At 70.4% G+C, this 14,314-nt stretch carries 15 protein-coding genes; 6 read left to right on the top strand and 9 right to left on the bottom strand.

Annotation, left to right across the window (positions count from 1 at the left end):
• Positions 1–85: 85 nt before the first annotated feature.
• On the bottom strand, positions 86–892 hold the full coding sequence (locus AB0I69_RS16165) for a G1 family glutamic endopeptidase (protein ID WP_363096275.1): 807 nt from the start codon (positions 890–892) through the stop codon (positions 86–88).
• Between the two features lie 239 nt (positions 893–1,131).
• Between AB0I69_RS16165 and AB0I69_RS16160 the strand changes: the two genes are divergently transcribed.
• Entirely contained in the window at positions 1,132–2,049 is a 918-nt protein-coding gene (locus tag AB0I69_RS16160) for a hypothetical protein (RefSeq protein ID WP_363096274.1), read from the top strand.
• Between the two features lie 750 nt (positions 2,050–2,799).
• Positions 2,800–3,528: a 3-keto-5-aminohexanoate cleavage protein gene (locus AB0I69_RS16155; protein ID WP_363096273.1), complete on the top strand. Its 729-nt coding sequence runs from the start codon at positions 2,800–2,802 to the stop codon at positions 3,526–3,528.
• On the opposite strand, the gene AB0I69_RS16150 is transcribed toward AB0I69_RS16155, so the two are convergent.
• Complete coding sequence (locus AB0I69_RS16150) at positions 3,474–4,211, bottom strand: hypothetical protein (protein ID WP_363096272.1); 738 nt, start codon at positions 4,209–4,211, stop codon at positions 3,474–3,476. The genes AB0I69_RS16155 and AB0I69_RS16150 overlap by 55 nt on opposite strands.
• Positions 4,212–4,311: 100 nt before the next feature.
• On the opposite strand from AB0I69_RS16150, the gene AB0I69_RS16145 reads away from it, so the two are divergent.
• Positions 4,312–5,379, top strand: coding sequence for an RNA ligase (ATP) (locus tag AB0I69_RS16145; RefSeq protein WP_363096271.1), 1,068 nt, complete (start codon positions 4,312–4,314; stop codon positions 5,377–5,379).
• Between the two features lie 19 nt (positions 5,380–5,398).
• On the opposite strand, the gene soxR is transcribed toward AB0I69_RS16145, so the two are convergent.
• The gene (gene soxR, locus AB0I69_RS16140; RefSeq protein WP_363096270.1) at positions 5,399–5,920 is read right to left on the bottom strand and encodes a redox-sensitive transcriptional activator SoxR; all 522 of its coding nucleotides are present in this window, start codon (positions 5,918–5,920) and stop codon (positions 5,399–5,401) included.
• Positions 5,921–6,049: 129 nt separating this feature from the next.
• Between soxR and AB0I69_RS16135 the strand changes: the two genes are divergently transcribed.
• Positions 6,050–6,511, top strand: coding sequence for a MaoC family dehydratase (locus tag AB0I69_RS16135; RefSeq protein WP_363096269.1), 462 nt, complete (start codon positions 6,050–6,052; stop codon positions 6,509–6,511).
• A gap of 21 nt (positions 6,512–6,532) precedes the next feature.
• Here AB0I69_RS16135 and AB0I69_RS16130 read toward each other — a convergent pair whose 3' ends face one another.
• The 3 genes from AB0I69_RS16130 to AB0I69_RS16120 form a co-directional block, all read right to left on the bottom strand.
• On the bottom strand, positions 6,533–7,156 hold the full coding sequence (locus AB0I69_RS16130; RefSeq protein ID WP_043681459.1) for a TetR/AcrR family transcriptional regulator: 624 nt from the start codon (positions 7,154–7,156) through the stop codon (positions 6,533–6,535).
• 83 nt (positions 7,157–7,239) lie between these two features.
• Positions 7,240–7,485, bottom strand: coding sequence for a YiaA/YiaB family inner membrane protein (locus AB0I69_RS16125; protein ID WP_363096268.1), 246 nt, complete (start codon positions 7,483–7,485; stop codon positions 7,240–7,242).
• A 61-nt stretch (positions 7,486–7,546) separates the two neighbouring features.
• A complete protein-coding gene (locus AB0I69_RS16120; RefSeq protein ID WP_363096267.1) occupies positions 7,547–8,698 on the bottom strand; it encodes an acyl-CoA dehydrogenase family protein in 1,152 nt (383 codons plus the stop codon).
• A 93-nt stretch (positions 8,699–8,791) separates the two neighbouring features.
• On the opposite strand from AB0I69_RS16120, the gene AB0I69_RS16115 reads away from it, so the two are divergent.
• A complete protein-coding gene (locus AB0I69_RS16115) occupies positions 8,792–9,430 on the top strand; it encodes a TetR/AcrR family transcriptional regulator (protein ID WP_363096266.1) in 639 nt (212 codons plus the stop codon).
• A 101-nt stretch (positions 9,431–9,531) separates the two neighbouring features.
• Here AB0I69_RS16115 and AB0I69_RS16110 read toward each other — a convergent pair whose 3' ends face one another.
• The gene (locus AB0I69_RS16110; protein WP_363096265.1) at positions 9,532–10,464 is read right to left on the bottom strand and encodes an acetamidase/formamidase family protein; all 933 of its coding nucleotides are present in this window, start codon (positions 10,462–10,464) and stop codon (positions 9,532–9,534) included.
• Positions 10,465–10,649: 185 nt separating this feature from the next.
• On the opposite strand from AB0I69_RS16110, the gene AB0I69_RS16105 reads away from it, so the two are divergent.
• Positions 10,650–11,585: a DMT family transporter gene (locus tag AB0I69_RS16105; protein ID WP_363096264.1), complete on the top strand. Its 936-nt coding sequence runs from the start codon at positions 10,650–10,652 to the stop codon at positions 11,583–11,585.
• A 10-nt stretch (positions 11,586–11,595) separates the two neighbouring features.
• Here the strand turns inward: AB0I69_RS16105 and AB0I69_RS16100 are convergent, their stop codons facing one another.
• Positions 11,596–12,678 (bottom strand): Zn-dependent alcohol dehydrogenase, encoded by a 1,083-nt coding sequence (locus AB0I69_RS16100; protein WP_363096263.1) that lies wholly within the window; start codon positions 12,676–12,678, stop codon positions 11,596–11,598.
• A gap of 19 nt (positions 12,679–12,697) precedes the next feature.
• On the bottom strand, positions 12,698–14,086 hold the full coding sequence (locus tag AB0I69_RS16095; protein ID WP_363096262.1) for an aldehyde dehydrogenase family protein: 1,389 nt from the start codon (positions 14,084–14,086) through the stop codon (positions 12,698–12,700).
• Between the last annotated feature and the right edge of the window lie 228 nt (positions 14,087–14,314).

Raw genomic sequence — 14,314 nt, 5'->3', positions numbered from 1 at the left:
ACATGTGCGTTCACGATTGCCGCCGCAACGGCCGGGGCTGCCGACGGCACTCCGTCGACAGCCCCGGGGATCTACGCGTCAGCGCTCAGCTGGCCTTCCAGACGTCGGAGAAGCTGCCGCCGGAAATCGAGCCCGGCTGGGCCCGAACCGTCGAGCTGCTGCTCTTCGTCATGACGATCTCGGTCGGCGAGTAGGTGTCCAGGTTGCTGCCGTTGGCCTTGGCGCCGGTGAAGTTCACGGTGCCGAAATTGGCGAGGCTCGCGACCGAGCCGCCGACCTCGGGGGCCTCGGCGACGACCTCGGCGGAGGCGTTCTTGAAGCCGGAGGAGCCGGCGTGCGTGGTGGTCTTCGTCCAGCCCTGGGTGGAGTCGGCGAGGGTCATGGTGAAGGTGGACCCGGTGTAGGTCACCGTCGCGGTGAACTTGTCGCCGCCCTTGACCGTGACGCCGGAGTACGCGCTCTCGGAGGCGGGGAGCACCTCCCACCAGGCGCCGTAGGTGGCCGTGCCGCCGATGCAGTCGGCTTCCGTACCGGTCTGCTCCAGCGCGGAGTTGCTGTAGCCGTCCAGGCCGACCCAGAACGAGGAGTACGTGGTGGCCGAGCCGCAGCTGACGGTCGGCTGGGTCCAGGACGTGGTCACCGATGTGTACGCGCCGGACGAGCCCGTGGCCGCGTAGCCGGACCAGTTGGTGGACGAGACGGTGGCGTTGACCTTGCCGGGCTTGGCAAGCCCGTGCAGCGGGTGACTCTCGTGGCTCGCTATGGCCTGGGTGAGCTGGGCCGGAGTGTGCGCGGCGGCGCTCGGGGCGGCGGCGAGCGCGGGGGTGGCGAGGGCCGCGGTGAGGGCGGCGGCGGTGACGAGAACGAACCCGGCGGAAGATCTCGGGGACATGACTCTCCGTCATTCGAGGGGGTGGGGGGACTGCCGTGACGGCAGTGCACAGCAGCTTCCGCTCGTCTTCATGGGCATGGCAAGACGGACAAGCGCCTTCAGTCTTGAGGGAATTGGCGGCGCAACACCCGAGAAATCTGACAGGTTCATTCAAGATTGATCAATCGCCGGGAAAGACTGACCAAACTTCAGGGCTGCGGTCTTCCGCCCCACGACGGCCCTGACTTGAGCTGGAGTACGTGACTTCCAGATCCGAGACGATGCCGTTCCACGAGGCGCTGCGCGCGGCCATCGCGGCCAGCGGGCTGAGCCTGGACCGGATCCAGGACCGGCTGCTGCGCCGCGGGACACCGGTGGCGTCGGCGACGCTCAGCTCCTGGCAGTCCGGGCGCTACCAGCCCGAACGACAACGGTCGTTGGCAGCGCTGACCGTACTGGAGGACGTCCTACGGCTGCCGCCCGGCGCGCTCACCGGACTGCTCGGCCCGCCCCGGCCACGGGGGCGCTGGCTCCCACCGGACACCGACCGCCCCGGCCTCGCCCAGGCCTGGTCGGACCACCGCGACCTCACCACCGCCTTCGCCGCGCTCGACACCCGCTGGGACGACAGCCTGACCCGGCTCAGCTGCCACAACCGCGTCGACGTGGACGCCGACCGCAGCATCCGCTCGATGACCAGCCGCCGCCTGCTGCGCGCCGAGGCCGACGGCGCGGACCGCTGGATCGCCCTGTACCGCCTCGACACACCCGGCCCGTTGCCCCACTTCCGCGTGGCGGCACCGGCGCGACTCGGCACGCTCATCGAACTCCCCGCCGAGGGCCTGGTCGCCGCCGAGCTGCTCTTCGACCGCCGACTGACACGCGGCGAGACCGTGATCGTCGACTACACGGTCGAGCACCGGGACCCACACCCGTACTCCCAGCGCGCCGAGACCACCATCCACGTCCCGATGCGCGAACACCTCCTGGAGGTCCGCTTCGCGAAGGGTTCACTGCCCCGCACGTGCTACTCCTTCCGCACGGCGGGACTCACCCCGCACCCCAACACCCCACGCCCCCGGGAACAACGGCTCCGACTGGACGCATCGGGGACGGTGCATGCGGTGGCGCTGGGGGCGGGGCCCTGTCGACTTGGGATTCGGTGGGTTTGGGGGTGAGGGGTGGATCGGCCGGGGGGCTGAGGGGATTGGCCTTCGTCATCGGCTGCGGCGCTTCCGCGCGGCCGGGGCCGCTCCGGCTCGGGGATCGGCGAATCTGAGGGGGAGAGGCGGGCCAGCGGGGGGGGGCTGAGGGGAGGGGGCCGTCGTCCTCGGTGGCTGGCGCCTCCGCTCGGCCAAGGCCGCTCCGGCTCGGGAATTGGCGGATCTGAGGGTGAGAGGCGGACCGGACCGGGGCTGAGGGGAACGGCCGTCGTCACCGGCGGCAGGCACCTCCGCCCGACCGGCGGCGCTTCGGTTCGGGAATCGGCGGATCTGAGGGTGAGGAGCGGACCGGCCGAGGGCTGACGGGAACGGCCGTCGTCACCGGCGACAGGCACCTCCGCCCGACCGGGGCCACTCCGGCTCGGGAATCGGCAGGTCTGAGGGTGAGAGGCGGGCCAACTGGGGGGCCGAGGAGAGGGGGCCGTCGTCCTCGGTGGCTGGCGCCTCCGCTCGGCCAGGGTCCCTGTGGTTCGGGAATCGGTGGGTGGGGGCGTATGCGGGGGCTCCGGGCGGCGGCCGACGCGAGGGGCTGCCGTCGGCGGCGGGCGGCCCCGCCCGATACCAACCCGGGCGCCGCTGGTGGGCGGTGGTCAGTGGTGGCTTCGGCCTTTGTGCGGCCGGGGCGGATCCCGGGGTGGGTGGGAGTGGGTGCGGACGGTCGTCGGGGCACGGGGCGTTGTCAGTGGGGGGTGGCACCATCGAGGCATGGTGCAGGTCTGTCTCAACGGGGCCCGTGGGGCCGTCGACGGCTGGATGGTGCCGGTCTCGCCGGGGGCGTTGGCCGATGCCGCGGTCGAGGCTGTCGCGGCGGGGGCCACTGATGTACACCTTCATCCCAAGTCCCCTTGCGGGCATGACACGTTGTCGCCGCGCGTCCTCGCGGTGACCCTCGACGCGATACGGGCGAGGGTGTCCGTGCCGGTCGGTGTGACCACGGGCGCCTGGGCCGAACCGGAGCCGGCGGCACGGGTGGAGCGGGTACGTGGGTGGACGGTGCTGCCCGACCACGCCTCGGTCAACTGGCACGAGCCGGGTGCCGAGGAGGTCGCGGCGGCGTTGCTGGACCAGGGCGTCGGTGTGGAGGCGGGCATCTGGTCGGGGACGGACGGGGCCGCCCGGTTCGCCGTGTCGCCGCTCCGCGCCAAAGTGCTGCGTGTCCTGGCGGAGGTGACGGATCCGGATGCGGACACGGCCGAGGCGTCCGCGCGTGCGCTTCTCACCGACCTCCACACAGGTCACGGCCGCCCTGTGTTGCTGCACGGCGAGGACGGCGGTGCCTGGCCGGTACTCCGGCTCGCGGGGCGACTGGGGCTCGCGACCCGAATAGGCCTGGAGGACACGTTGCTCCTGCCGGACGGGCAACGGGCTTTGTCCAACGCTCAGTTGGTCGCCGAGGCGCTCGTCCAGTACGGGTGGGCCCAGCGCTCGTCGTAGGGCAGGGCGAGGAGTTCGGCGCGGGTGGCGAGGTCGGGTTGGCCGTGGGCGCGGAGGCGTGCGGCGCCGGGACCGGCCAGCCACGCGCACAGGTCCGCGACACCGGTGTCCTCGCTGTCGTCGTACCACCAGGTGAACGGGGAGGCATCGGACATCAGGTCGTCGAGCCAGGTGTCGGTGCAGGCGGCGAGGTGCGTGTCGGCGACGGGGCCCTGGACCCATCCGTTCAGGAAGGGGGTCACCGTGCGGGCGATCGTGGCACAGGTCTCGAAGGTGTCGCGGATGCCGTAGGGCGGCCCGGGAGTCGTGAGGGCGTCCTGCCACCAGGTGTGGAGAAAGGCCTCGATCGCGGTGGCCTGGTCGGCCGGCCAGGAACGCCAGTCCACCCAGCTCAACCCATGGGCTCCATGGCCGACCGTACCCAGGGTGCCCTCGGCCATCGCCCGTGCGGCCTGCGGCAGCAGGCGTCGCAGCACGGCCGGGTGGTCGTCGAAGTGGTCGGGCACCTCGAAGAGGTAGTACCGCACCACGTCCAGGGGCACGCGGGTGTACGGCGTGCGCAGATACGCGGTCTCCTCGGGCGCGTGGCAGAAGCCGCAACCCGTCTCGCCGGGGCTGGCGAAGCCGTTGAAGACCGTGTCGATATCCGCGAGGGCGGTGGTGAGCGCCGGCGACAGGGGCATGGATCCCGAAGCTAGCAGCCGCATAATCGGTCGCTCCACCCCTTTCGGACCAGGACAGTTGGGGGCGATGAAACACCGTTGAGGAACCCGAGGAGTCCCGATGTCGACGCTGCGCGTCACCGCCGAAGTGCTGACCGTCCACGAACACCCGAACGCCGACGCCCTCGAACTGGCCCAGGTCGGCCTGTACCGGGCCGTCGTCGCCAAGGGCGCGTACCGCACCGGTGAGACCGCCGTCTACATCCCCGAGCAGTCCGTGCTCCCGGCCGACCTGATCGAGGAGTTGGGGCTGACCGGACGCCTCGCGGGGAGCAAGGCCGACCGGGTCAGGGCGGTGCGGCTGCGTGGTGAGCTGTCGCAGGGCATCGTGTGCCGGCCGAAGGCCCTCGCGGACGTCGATCTGGCCCAAGCCGCCCTGGACGGCACCGACTTCGCGGAGCGGCTCGGCATCGTCAAGTGGGTGCCACCGATCCCGCCCACGATGAACGGTGACGTGGAGTCCGCGCCCGATCTGCTGCCCTGGGTCGACATCGAGAACATCCAGCGGTTTCCCGGCATATTCGAACCGGGCGAGGCTGTGGTCCTGACCGAGAAACTGCACGGCTCGGCCTGCCTGCTGACCTACTTCGCCGAGGACGGCCGCGTACAGGTCTCCTCGAAGGGTTTCGGCGCCAAGTCCCTTGCCCTGAAGGAGGATCCGCGCAACCTGTACTGGCGGGCGGTGCGCGGCCACGGCGTCCCCGAAGCCGCCGCCCGCCTCGCCGAACGACTCGGCGCGCGCCGAGTGGGCATCTTCAGCGAGGTGTTCGGCGCGGGCGTACAGGACCTGACGTACGGCGCCGACGGGCGACACGACACGCTCGGGTACGCCGTGTTCGACGTGTCCGCCGAGATCGACGGCACGGTGCGGTGGCTGGACGCGGCCGAACTACTGGACGGGGAACTGCCGTTGGTGCCGAGGCTGCACGAGGGGCCGTACGACATCGAGCGGGTGCTGGAGCTCGCGAGCGGACGGGAGAGTGTGTCGGGGCGGGGGCTGCATTTGAGGGAGGGGGTCGTGATCCGTCCGGCGACGGAGCGGTACAGCGCCGTGACCGGGGGAAGGGCGGTCGCGAAGGCCGTCAGCCCGGCGTATCTGACGCGCAAGGGCGGCACCGAGTACGAGTGACACGCCGGGTGCCGAGCTCTCAGCCGCACCTTTCGGGACCGGGATCCGAGCCCCGGTCCCGAGGGGTGCGGCCCTTCCGGCGTTCTCCCGGTTCCGTCATCAGCCGTGAACCCGCGCCCCGTTCGCCGACCACGTCGTCCGGGTTGGAGAGGACACAGGTCGCCAGGGACAGGCAGCCGCAGGCGATGCAGTCGGTGAGGTGGTCGCGGAGGCGGTTGAGCTGCTTGATGCGTTCGTCGAGTTCGGAGCGCCAGGTCTCGGAGAGGTGGGCCCAGTCCTCGCGGGTGGGGGTCCGTTCCTCGGGGAGTTCGGCGAGCGCCTCGCGGATGGTGGCCAGCGGGATGCCGACGCGCTGGGCGGCCCGCACGAAGGCGACCCGGCGCAGGGTGTCACGGGTGTACCGGCGCTGGTTGCCCGTGGTGCGGCGGCTGCTGATCAGACCCTTGGCCTCGTAGAAGTGCAGGGCGGAGACGGCGGCGCCGCTGCGGGCGGCGAGCTGTCCCACCGTGAGCTCGTGGATCTTCTCGGGAATCTGGGGCACCCCTCGAACCCTACCCATCCGTCAGCGCCGGTGTTCCGTTGACAGAGGCCCCGTATCCGACCATGCTAAGCAGTTGCTTAGACATAACCAGCCAGCCATGTGGTGCTGGATGACGTGAGAGGCCGGGACATGGCAGAGCCGAGGATCTTCACCTCCGTCGACGACCTGCGGGCGGCGGTCGGTGAGCAGTTGGGGCACACCGACTGGCTGGAGATCGACCAGAAGCGGATCGATCTGTTCGCGGACGCGACGGGCGACCACCAGTGGATCCACGTGGACCCGGAGAAGGCGGCGGAAGGCCCCTTCAAGACGACCATCGCGCACGGCTACCTCACCCTGTCGCTGCTCCCGCTCTTCGGACCGCAGCTGATCAAGGTCGAGGGCGTGAAGATGGGCGTCAACTACGGGACGAACAAGGTCCGTTTCCCCGCGCCGGTGCCGGTCGGCTCCCGGCTGCGCGCCACCGCGGCGATCACCGGCGTCGACGACGTACCGGGCGGCGTCCAGGTGACCGTCGCGTTCACCGTGGAGCGCGAGGGCGGCGACAAGCCAGTGTGCGTGGCCGAGTCGGTGTCCCGCTACTACCTCTGACCAACACCCTTGGCAGGGCGACTACTTGGACCCCACCATCCGCAGTACGAGGTCGGCGTAGAGCGCGCCGACCTCGTCGGGCGTCCGGGGGCCGTCGAGACTGAACCAACGGGCCACGTCGATGCACAGCGACAGGATCGCGAGGGTGGTGCCCTTCACGTCCGGCACGTCGAAGGAGCCGTCCGCCACCCCGTCCTCGACGATCCCGCGCACCTCGGCGTCGACCTGCCGGCGCAGCGCGAGGATCTCGGCGCGGGCGTCCGGGCCGAGCGAGTCGAGTTCGTACTGCACGACCCGCGCGGTGGTGCGTCCACCCGCGTGCCAGCGCACGAAGGAGCTCACGGCGTCGGCGAGCCGCTCGGCGGCACTGCCCTCGCGCCCCGCCGCCGTACGCAGGATGTCGAGGGCCTTCTCGTGGCCGATCCTGCTGATGCGGTGGAGCAGCTCTTCCTTTGTCTTGTAGTGGATGTAGAGCGCGGCCGGGCTCATGCCGGCGCGGCCTGCGATGTCCCGGGTGGTCGTCGCGTGGTAGCCGCGCTCGGCGAAGGCCTCCACGGCGGCGATCAGCAGTCGCCGGGCCGCGTCGGGCGTGACCTCTGCCCAGGCCTGCGGGTCGCCCGCGGTCGTCTCCTCCGCCGTACTCATCGCTCGTGAACCCCTCTCGATGACCCTTGATGACAAGAGCTCCACCATACCGCCGAAGGTGAGCGAGCGCTTAGTCTGCCCGCTCAGAGCTTTTCGAACGGGTTGTAGGTGCCGCGCGCCCCGTCCTGCCGGTCCCTGATCACCTTGGCGAGGGTGAAGGAGGAGGTGACCAGATACAGGACGGCGATCGCGAGGAAGGCCCGCACCCAGGCGTCGGCGTGCAGCTTGAAGATGCCGATGGCGGTCGCCGCGATGGCGACGGAGAAGGACGCGACGGCCTGGCCGTAGAAGGCGGCCGTGTTCTGCGGTTTGCCCGATGCTTCGCTCATGGGGACAAGCGTCCGCTCCTACGGCCGCCACCACATCCGTCCGCGTACTCAGCTGACGTACTCAGAACGCCGAAACCCCCGTCAGCGCACGCCCGATGAGCAGTTTCTGGATCTGGCTGGTGCCCTCGTAGAGGGTCATCACGCGGGCGTCGCGCAGCAGCTTTCCGGCCGGGTACTCGTCGATGTAGCCGTAGCCGCCGAAGACCTGGAGCGCGTTGTTGGCGGCGCGGACGGCGGCCTCCGAGGCGAAGAGCTTGGCTTTGGAGGACTCGGTGGCGAAGGGCAGGCCCCGGTCGATCAGGTCGGCGACCCGCCAGGTCAGCAGTCGGGCCGCGTCCACGTCGACGGCGATGTCGCTGATCAGTTCCTGGACGAGCTGGTGGTGTGCGATGGGCTTCCCGAACTGCTCGCGCTCACCGGCGTACCGGACGGCCACGTCCAGCGCGGCCTGGGCGATGCCGACGCAGCCCGCCGCGACCGACATCCGCCCCTTCGCCAGCGCCGACATGGCGACCGAGAAGCCCTTGCCCTCGGGGGCGAGCATCGTGGAGGCGGGGACACGCACGTCTTCGAGGACGAGTTCGGCGGTGGCCTGGCCGCGCAGGCCGAGCTTGCCGTGGATGGTGCGGCGGGTCAGGCCGGGGGCGTCGGTCGGTACGAGGAAGGCGGAGACGCCCTTGTGTCCCGGGGCGTCGGTCGAGCGCGCGAAGAGGAGTACGACATCGGCCCAAGTCCCGTTCGTGATGAACATCTTGGTGCCGTTGATGACGTAGTCGTCGCCGTCGCGGACCGCCCGGGTGGTGAGGTTTCCCGCGTCGGAGCCGGTGCCGGGCTCGGTGAGGCCGAAGCAGCCGACGTACTCGCCGGAGGTGAGCCCCGGCAGCCAGCGCCGCTTCTGTTCCTCGCTCCCCCAGCCGGCGATCGACTTCGCGACCAGCCCCAGCGACACGGAGACGATCCCGCGCACGGAGGAGTCCCCGCGTCCGAGTTCCTCGGTGACGAGGCAGTACGCGAGATGGTCGCCGCCCGAGCCGCCGTACTCCTCGTCGACGGTCAGCCCCAGGAAGCCGACGCCGCCGAGCTTCTTCACGATCGACCGGTCGACCTCCTCGGCGCGGTCCCAGGCGATGACGTGCGGGGCGATCTCGCGGTCCACGAAGTCCTTGGCGAGCCGCCGTACGGCCTCCTGCTCCTCGCTCAGTCCCAGGTTCATCGCGCGTCACCCCAAGTGAAAGGCCGTACATCGACTGCTGCACATTTAAATTAGCACTGCTAGTTTGACTCTCGCAGCCCTACTATGTGCGCCATGGCCCGACCGCGCAAGCCCCTCCTCAGCACCGACCGGATCGTCGAGACGGCCCGCGTGCTGGTGGACGCGGAGGGCCTCGCGGCCGTCTCCACGCGTCGGCTCGCGGCCGAGCTGGGGGTGAGTGGGCCCTCGCTGTACAACCACTTCCGCACGAAGGACCAGATTCTGGAGGCGGTCGCGGACTCGGTGAGCGCGCAGGTCGATCTGTCGATGTTCTCGGACGGGCGGGACTGGCGTACGGCGCTGCATGACTGGGCCGTGTCCTATCGGTCCGCGCTGCGTGACCATCCGAACATCGTGCCTGTGCTCGCGACCGGGCCTGGGCGGCGGCCGGCGGGGTTGCGGCTTGCGGACGCGGTGTATGGGGCGATGGTTGATGCGGGGTGGCCGCCGGCCCAGGCCACGTCCATCGGGGCGTTGATGCGGTACTTCATCATGGGGTCCGCGTTGGGGTCGTTCGCTGGGGGGTTCGTGGACGACGAGAGTGCGTATGACCCGGCCGACTATCCGCATCTTGGGCAGGCTCATCTTCTTGCTGAGCAGCAGGAGAAGGTGGATGAGCGGGCTTTTGAGGTGGGGTTGGCTGCGTTGCTGGAGGGGTTGGCGGGGCAGTTCTCGGAAGTTGCCGGTCGGTAGGGCGGCTATGGGGGGGTGGGGGCCTCTGTGGTGTGCCGCGTGCAGGTGCGTTGTGGCTGGTCGCGCAGTTCCCCGCGCCCCTACGAGACGCCCCCATGCTTTCAAAGGGACCGGAGGATCGCCTTGGGTAGGTGGGCCGTGACTATCCAGTTGGGGGCGTCTACCACCTCTGTGATTCTCAGGTCTACGGCGACGCTGCACAGGACGTAGGCGTCGATCGGGGCCAGGCCGTAGTGGGCGCCCAGGTGGTCGATCATTGCTCGGGTTGCGTCCTGGGCCGCGCGCATCAGGTCGGGGGCTACGCCCATCGTGGCGTAGTGACCCGCTCGGTCGGTGTCCGTGCGGAGGGGGCCCGTTGTTTCGAACTGGGGGGCCGGTATTCGTCGGCCCTTGTGCAGGCGGATCCTTGCCGCGCCCGAGAGGGACGCCTCGATCGCGCTCACGCACAACTCCCCGTCGCCCTGGGCGGCATGGGGATCGCCGAGGCTGAGGCGGGCGCCGGGGACCTGGACCGGGAGGTAGAGCTTTGTGCCGACCACCAGGTCCTTGCAGTCCACGTTGCCGCCGAAGTGGCCCGGGGGCAGGACGCTTTGGGGTTCGGTGACGTCGGGGCAGACCCCAACTACCCCGCAGAAAGGGCGGATTGGGATGTCCGCCACGTCCAGGAAGTTGGCCGTGTCTCCGGTGGTCAGATCCCACAGGTGGAGGTGCGCGTCGGGGAAGTCCTCGGTGAGCAGACCGAGTCCGGGGAGTACGGCCGTCCAGCCCCAGTCGACCGACCGGAGCTCCAGGAACTCCACCTCCAGGACATCGCCCGGCTCGGCGTCCTTGACCATGATCGGGCCGGCGAGCGGATAGACGCGGTCCCAGTCGAATCCGGCTACCGCCCCGACGGTCGACGTCACGTCGAACTGTCCGTCTGTGGCCTCCGTGAGGTCGAACGCCACGGTGTCGCCGTCCTCGACCTCCAGCACGGGCTCGTGCTCCAACGACCACAGGCGGTGCACGCGCTTCGGTATGGAGTGGTGGCTCATCGGACCGTCCTCACCTGTCGACCTGTTGAGCTGTCGGCACCTGTGCCGGACTCTGCCCTTCCGACCGAGCCGACGTCAAGCCTCATTGGCAATGAATTTAACCCCATAGGCATCTTGCCGGCACCCCGAACGTGGCGTCCGATTTCCGCTGGCTCCGCACACCCGTCGCCGCCTAGCCTCGGGACATGACGAAACCCCTCCTCCGTACCGAACGGGCAGCCGCCGCAGCCGCTGTCGTCACCGTCCTGCTGTGGGCGTCCGCGTTCGTGTCCATCCGGAGTGCGGGGTCCGCCTACTCGCCGGGGGCCCTGGCGCTGGGGCGGCTGGCGAGCGGGGCGCTGGCGCTGGGCGTGATCTCTCTCGTACGGCGGGAAGGGGTGCCGCCGCGGTCCGCCTGGCGGGGGATCGCCATCTCGGGCGTGCTGTGGTTCGGCTTCTACATGGTCGTCCTGAACTGGGGCGAGCAGCAGGTCGACGCCGGTACGGCCGCTCTCGTCGTGAACATCGGGCCGATCCTCATCGCGCTGCTCGGCTCACGGCTGCTCGGTGACGCGATGCCGCCGCGGTTGTTGGCCGGGATGGCGGTGTCGTTCGCCGGTGCGGTGACCGTGGGGCTGTCGATGTCGGGCGGCGGCGGATCGTCCGTGCTCGGTGTGGTGCTGTGTCTGCTCGCGGCGGTCGCGTACGCCGGTGGAGTCGTCGCCCAGAAACCGGCCCTCGCACGGGCGAGCGCGCTCCAGGTGACGACGTTCGGGTGTCTCGTCGGGGCCGTGATGTGCCTGCCGTTCGCCGGGCAGCTCGTCCACCAGGCGGCCGACGCGCCCGTCTCCGCCACGCTCAACATGGTCTATCTGGGCGTCTTCCCGACCGCGCTCGCCTTCACGACGTGGGCGTACGCCCTGGCCCGGACGACCGCGAGCAAGATGGGCGCGACCACCTACGCCGTGCCCGCGCTGGTCGTCCTGATGTCGTGGCTGGCGCTCGGCGAGGTGCCGGGGCTGCTCACGCTGGCGGGCGGGGTGCTGTGCCTGGCGGGCGTGGCGGTGTCGCGGTCCCGGCCGGGCGCGAGGGCGAGGCGGGCTGCGGCGGTGGAAGAGCCGCAGCCCGAACAGGTGCCGTAGCCAAGGGGGTTCAGAACACGACCAGTGCCCGTCCGCCCTTCCCCGCCACCATGTTCTCGAACGCCGCCGGAATCCCGTCCAGTGCGATGCGTTCCGTCACCAGCGCGCCCAGGTCCAGGCGTCCGGCCCGGACGTGTTCGGCGAGCACCGGCAGGTCCTTCGCCGGGTCGGAGTTGCCGTAGACGCAGCCGCTCAACGTCCGTCCCCAGTGGAAGAGTTCGAGGGCGTTGAAGGTGACCTGCTGGTCCTTGCCGCCGATGCCGACGACCGTGGTGCGTCCGCCGCGGCGGGTGGACTCCCAGGCGGTGCGGATGGTGACCGCCCGGCCGACGCATTCGACGGCGACATCCACACCCTGTTTTCCGGTGAGGGTGCGGATCTCCCGGGCCGTGTTCTCGGAGGCGACCACGTAGTCGGTGGCTCCGGCCGCGCGTGCCAACTCCTCCTTCTCCGGGGAGACATCGACGGCGACGATCTTCGTGGCGCCCGCGATCCGGGCCGACTGGAGGGTGGCGAGTCCTACTCCGCCGACGCCGAAGACCGCTACTGTCTCGCCCTCCCGTACCCGCGCCGAGTGGTGGACGGCGCCGTAGCCGGTGAGGACTGCGCAGCCGAGGAGGGCCGCGTCGGTCAGGGGGATGCCCTCCGGGAGGGGCAGGACACAGGACGCCGATACGACCGTCTCCTCGGCGAACGCCGCCACGTTCAGGCCGGGGTGGAGGTCGCTGCCGTCGGCGGTGCGGTGGGCGTAGACGTCGGCGGCGCCGTTGAGGGCGTTGGCGCAGAGCCAGACCTCGCCCAGCGTGCAGGTGTGGCAAGTGCCGCAGGACGGGGCCCAGTTGAGGATGACCGAGGCGCCGGGTGAGACGTGGGTGACGCCCTTCCCCACGGCTACGACCGTGCCCGCGCCCTCGTGGCCGAGGACCGCCGGCACCGGCACGCGCATCGTGCCGTTGGTGAGGGACAGGTCGGAGTGGCAGACCCCGGCGGCGGCGAGGCGGATGCGGACCTGGCCGGGGCCGGGGTCCGGGAGGTCGATCTCGGCGATCTCCAACGGAGCGCCCACGGCTGGCAGTACGGCGGCGCGAACCATGCGAGGCCTCCTGACGGGTCTAGAACTGAAGGGACTTGGTCTGGAGGTACTCGGACAGCCCGTGCGCGCCGAGTTCCCGGCCCACGCCCGACTGCTTGTAACCCCCGAACGGGGCACGGGGGTTGAAGCGTCCGCCGTTGATGTCCACCTGCCCGGTCTCCAACCTCCGTGCGAACGCGACCGCTTCCGCCTCGTCACCGGCCCAGACGGCGCCAGCGAGGCCGTAGACCGTGCCGTTGGCGATGCGCACGGCGTCGTCCTCGTCGTCGTAGCGGAGGATCGAGAGGACCGGGCCGAAGATCTCCTCCTGGGCGATCGTCATGTCGGGGGTGACGTCGGCGAAGACTGTCGGGCTGATGAAGTAGCCCTGCTTGGACGGGGATTCGGGGCCGCCCGCCACCAGCCTCGCGCCCTCCGCGACCCCCTTCTCGATGTAACTGCGCACCCTTGCCTGTTGTTTGGCGTTCACGACCGGGCCGATGCGGTCGCCGTACTTGGCGGCGGCCGTTGCCGCCAGCTCCACCGCCTCGTCGTACTGGTCGCGGTGGACGAGCATGCGGGTCCAAGCGCTGCATGTCTGGCCGGAGTTGGACATCACGTTGCCCACGCCGACGTTGACGGCCTTGGCGAGGTCGGCGCTCGGGAGGATGACGTTGGCGGACTTGCCGCCGAGTTCCAGGGCGACCTTCTTGACGGCGGCACCGGCCGTGGCACCGATCTGCCGGCCCACCGCCGTAGAGCCGGTGAAGGAGACCAGGTCGACGCCCGGGTGCTCGGCGAGGGCCTGGCCTGCGATCGGGCCGAGGCCGGTGACGAGGTTGAAGACACCGGCCGGGATGCCCGCCTCGTCGATCGCCTCGGCGAACAACTGGGCGGTGAGCGGGGTGTCTTCGGCGGGCTTCAGCACCACCGTGCAGCCCGCGGCGAGGGCGGGGGCGACCTTGGCGACGATCTGGTGGAGGGGGTAGTTCCAGGGGGTGATCGCGCCGACCACGCCGATGGGCTCCTGGTAGACCGTCGAGTTGCCGACCTTCTCCTCGAAGGCGTGGGTCGCGGCCAGTTGGGCGTACGAGCCCGCGACCGCGATCGGTACGCCCGCGTGGACAGCCTGCGAGAAGGCGAGCGGTGAGCCCAGTTCGGCGGTGACCGTCTCGGCGATCTCGACCTTGCGGGCCACGAGGACGTCCCGCAGGGCCGCCAGGCGTGCGGCGCGTTCGGCGGGCGGGGTCGCGGCCCAGCCCGGGAGTGCGGCACGGGCGGCCCGTACGGCGGCGTCGACGTCCTCGGCGGTACCGGCCGGGACACGGTCGATCACCTGCTCGTCGACCGGGTTCACCACGTCGATGGTCTCCCCGCTCGCGGCGGGGCGCCAAGCGCCGTCGATGTACATGCCGTCGTGTGCCTTCATCGTGCTGCCTCCCGGGCGTGGCTGCGTCGTCCGCCCCACAAACTAGCGATGTTAGTTTTCCGGCGCCAGAGACCCCGGGTCACAGACGCGCGGAGACCGCACAAGCCGGGGCGCGGACACCTCAGAAATCAGCCAGGGTCCGGTCGTCCACCCGGCCCGCCGCCTCCTGCGGGCCGGCGATGGCGAGGACTGCCCGGTTTCGGGTGAAATGAAAGTTCATGCACCTAT

It is taken from the genome of Streptomyces sp. NPDC050508, assembly GCF_040655155.1.
GTDB lineage: Bacteria > Actinomycetota > Actinomycetes > Streptomycetales > Streptomycetaceae > Streptomyces.
This window is presented reverse-complemented; position numbering and strand designations above follow the sequence as displayed.

What these genes read in the sequence shown, in the direction of transcription:
- AB0I69_RS16165 (WP_363096275.1), bottom strand. Translation starts at nt 892, where the DNA reads ATGTCCCCGAGATCTTCCGCCGGGTTCGTTCTCGTCACCGCCGCCGCC.
- AB0I69_RS16155 (WP_363096273.1), top strand. Translation starts at nt 2,800, where the DNA reads ATGGTGCAGGTCTGTCTCAACGGGGCCCGTGGGGCCGTCGACGGCTGG.
- AB0I69_RS16150 (WP_363096272.1), bottom strand. Translation starts at nt 4,211, where the DNA reads ATGCCCCTGTCGCCGGCGCTCACCACCGCCCTCGCGGATATCGACACG.
- AB0I69_RS16145 (WP_363096271.1), top strand. Translation starts at nt 4,312, where the DNA reads ATGTCGACGCTGCGCGTCACCGCCGAAGTGCTGACCGTCCACGAACAC.
- AB0I69_RS16135 (WP_363096269.1), top strand. Translation starts at nt 6,050, where the DNA reads ATGGCAGAGCCGAGGATCTTCACCTCCGTCGACGACCTGCGGGCGGCG.
- AB0I69_RS16130 (WP_043681459.1), bottom strand. Translation starts at nt 7,156, where the DNA reads ATGAGTACGGCGGAGGAGACGACCGCGGGCGACCCGCAGGCCTGGGCA.
- AB0I69_RS16125 (WP_363096268.1), bottom strand. Translation starts at nt 7,485, where the DNA reads ATGAGCGAAGCATCGGGCAAACCGCAGAACACGGCCGCCTTCTACGGC.
- AB0I69_RS16120 (WP_363096267.1), bottom strand. Translation starts at nt 8,698, where the DNA reads ATGAACCTGGGACTGAGCGAGGAGCAGGAGGCCGTACGGCGGCTCGCC.
- AB0I69_RS16115 (WP_363096266.1), top strand. Translation starts at nt 8,792, where the DNA reads ATGGCCCGACCGCGCAAGCCCCTCCTCAGCACCGACCGGATCGTCGAG.
- AB0I69_RS16110 (WP_363096265.1), bottom strand. Translation starts at nt 10,464, where the DNA reads ATGAGCCACCACTCCATACCGAAGCGCGTGCACCGCCTGTGGTCGTTG.
- AB0I69_RS16105 (WP_363096264.1), top strand. Translation starts at nt 10,650, where the DNA reads ATGACGAAACCCCTCCTCCGTACCGAACGGGCAGCCGCCGCAGCCGCT.
- AB0I69_RS16100 (WP_363096263.1), bottom strand. Translation starts at nt 12,678, where the DNA reads ATGGTTCGCGCCGCCGTACTGCCAGCCGTGGGCGCTCCGTTGGAGATC.
- AB0I69_RS16095 (WP_363096262.1), bottom strand. Translation starts at nt 14,086, where the DNA reads ATGAAGGCACACGACGGCATGTACATCGACGGCGCTTGGCGCCCCGCC.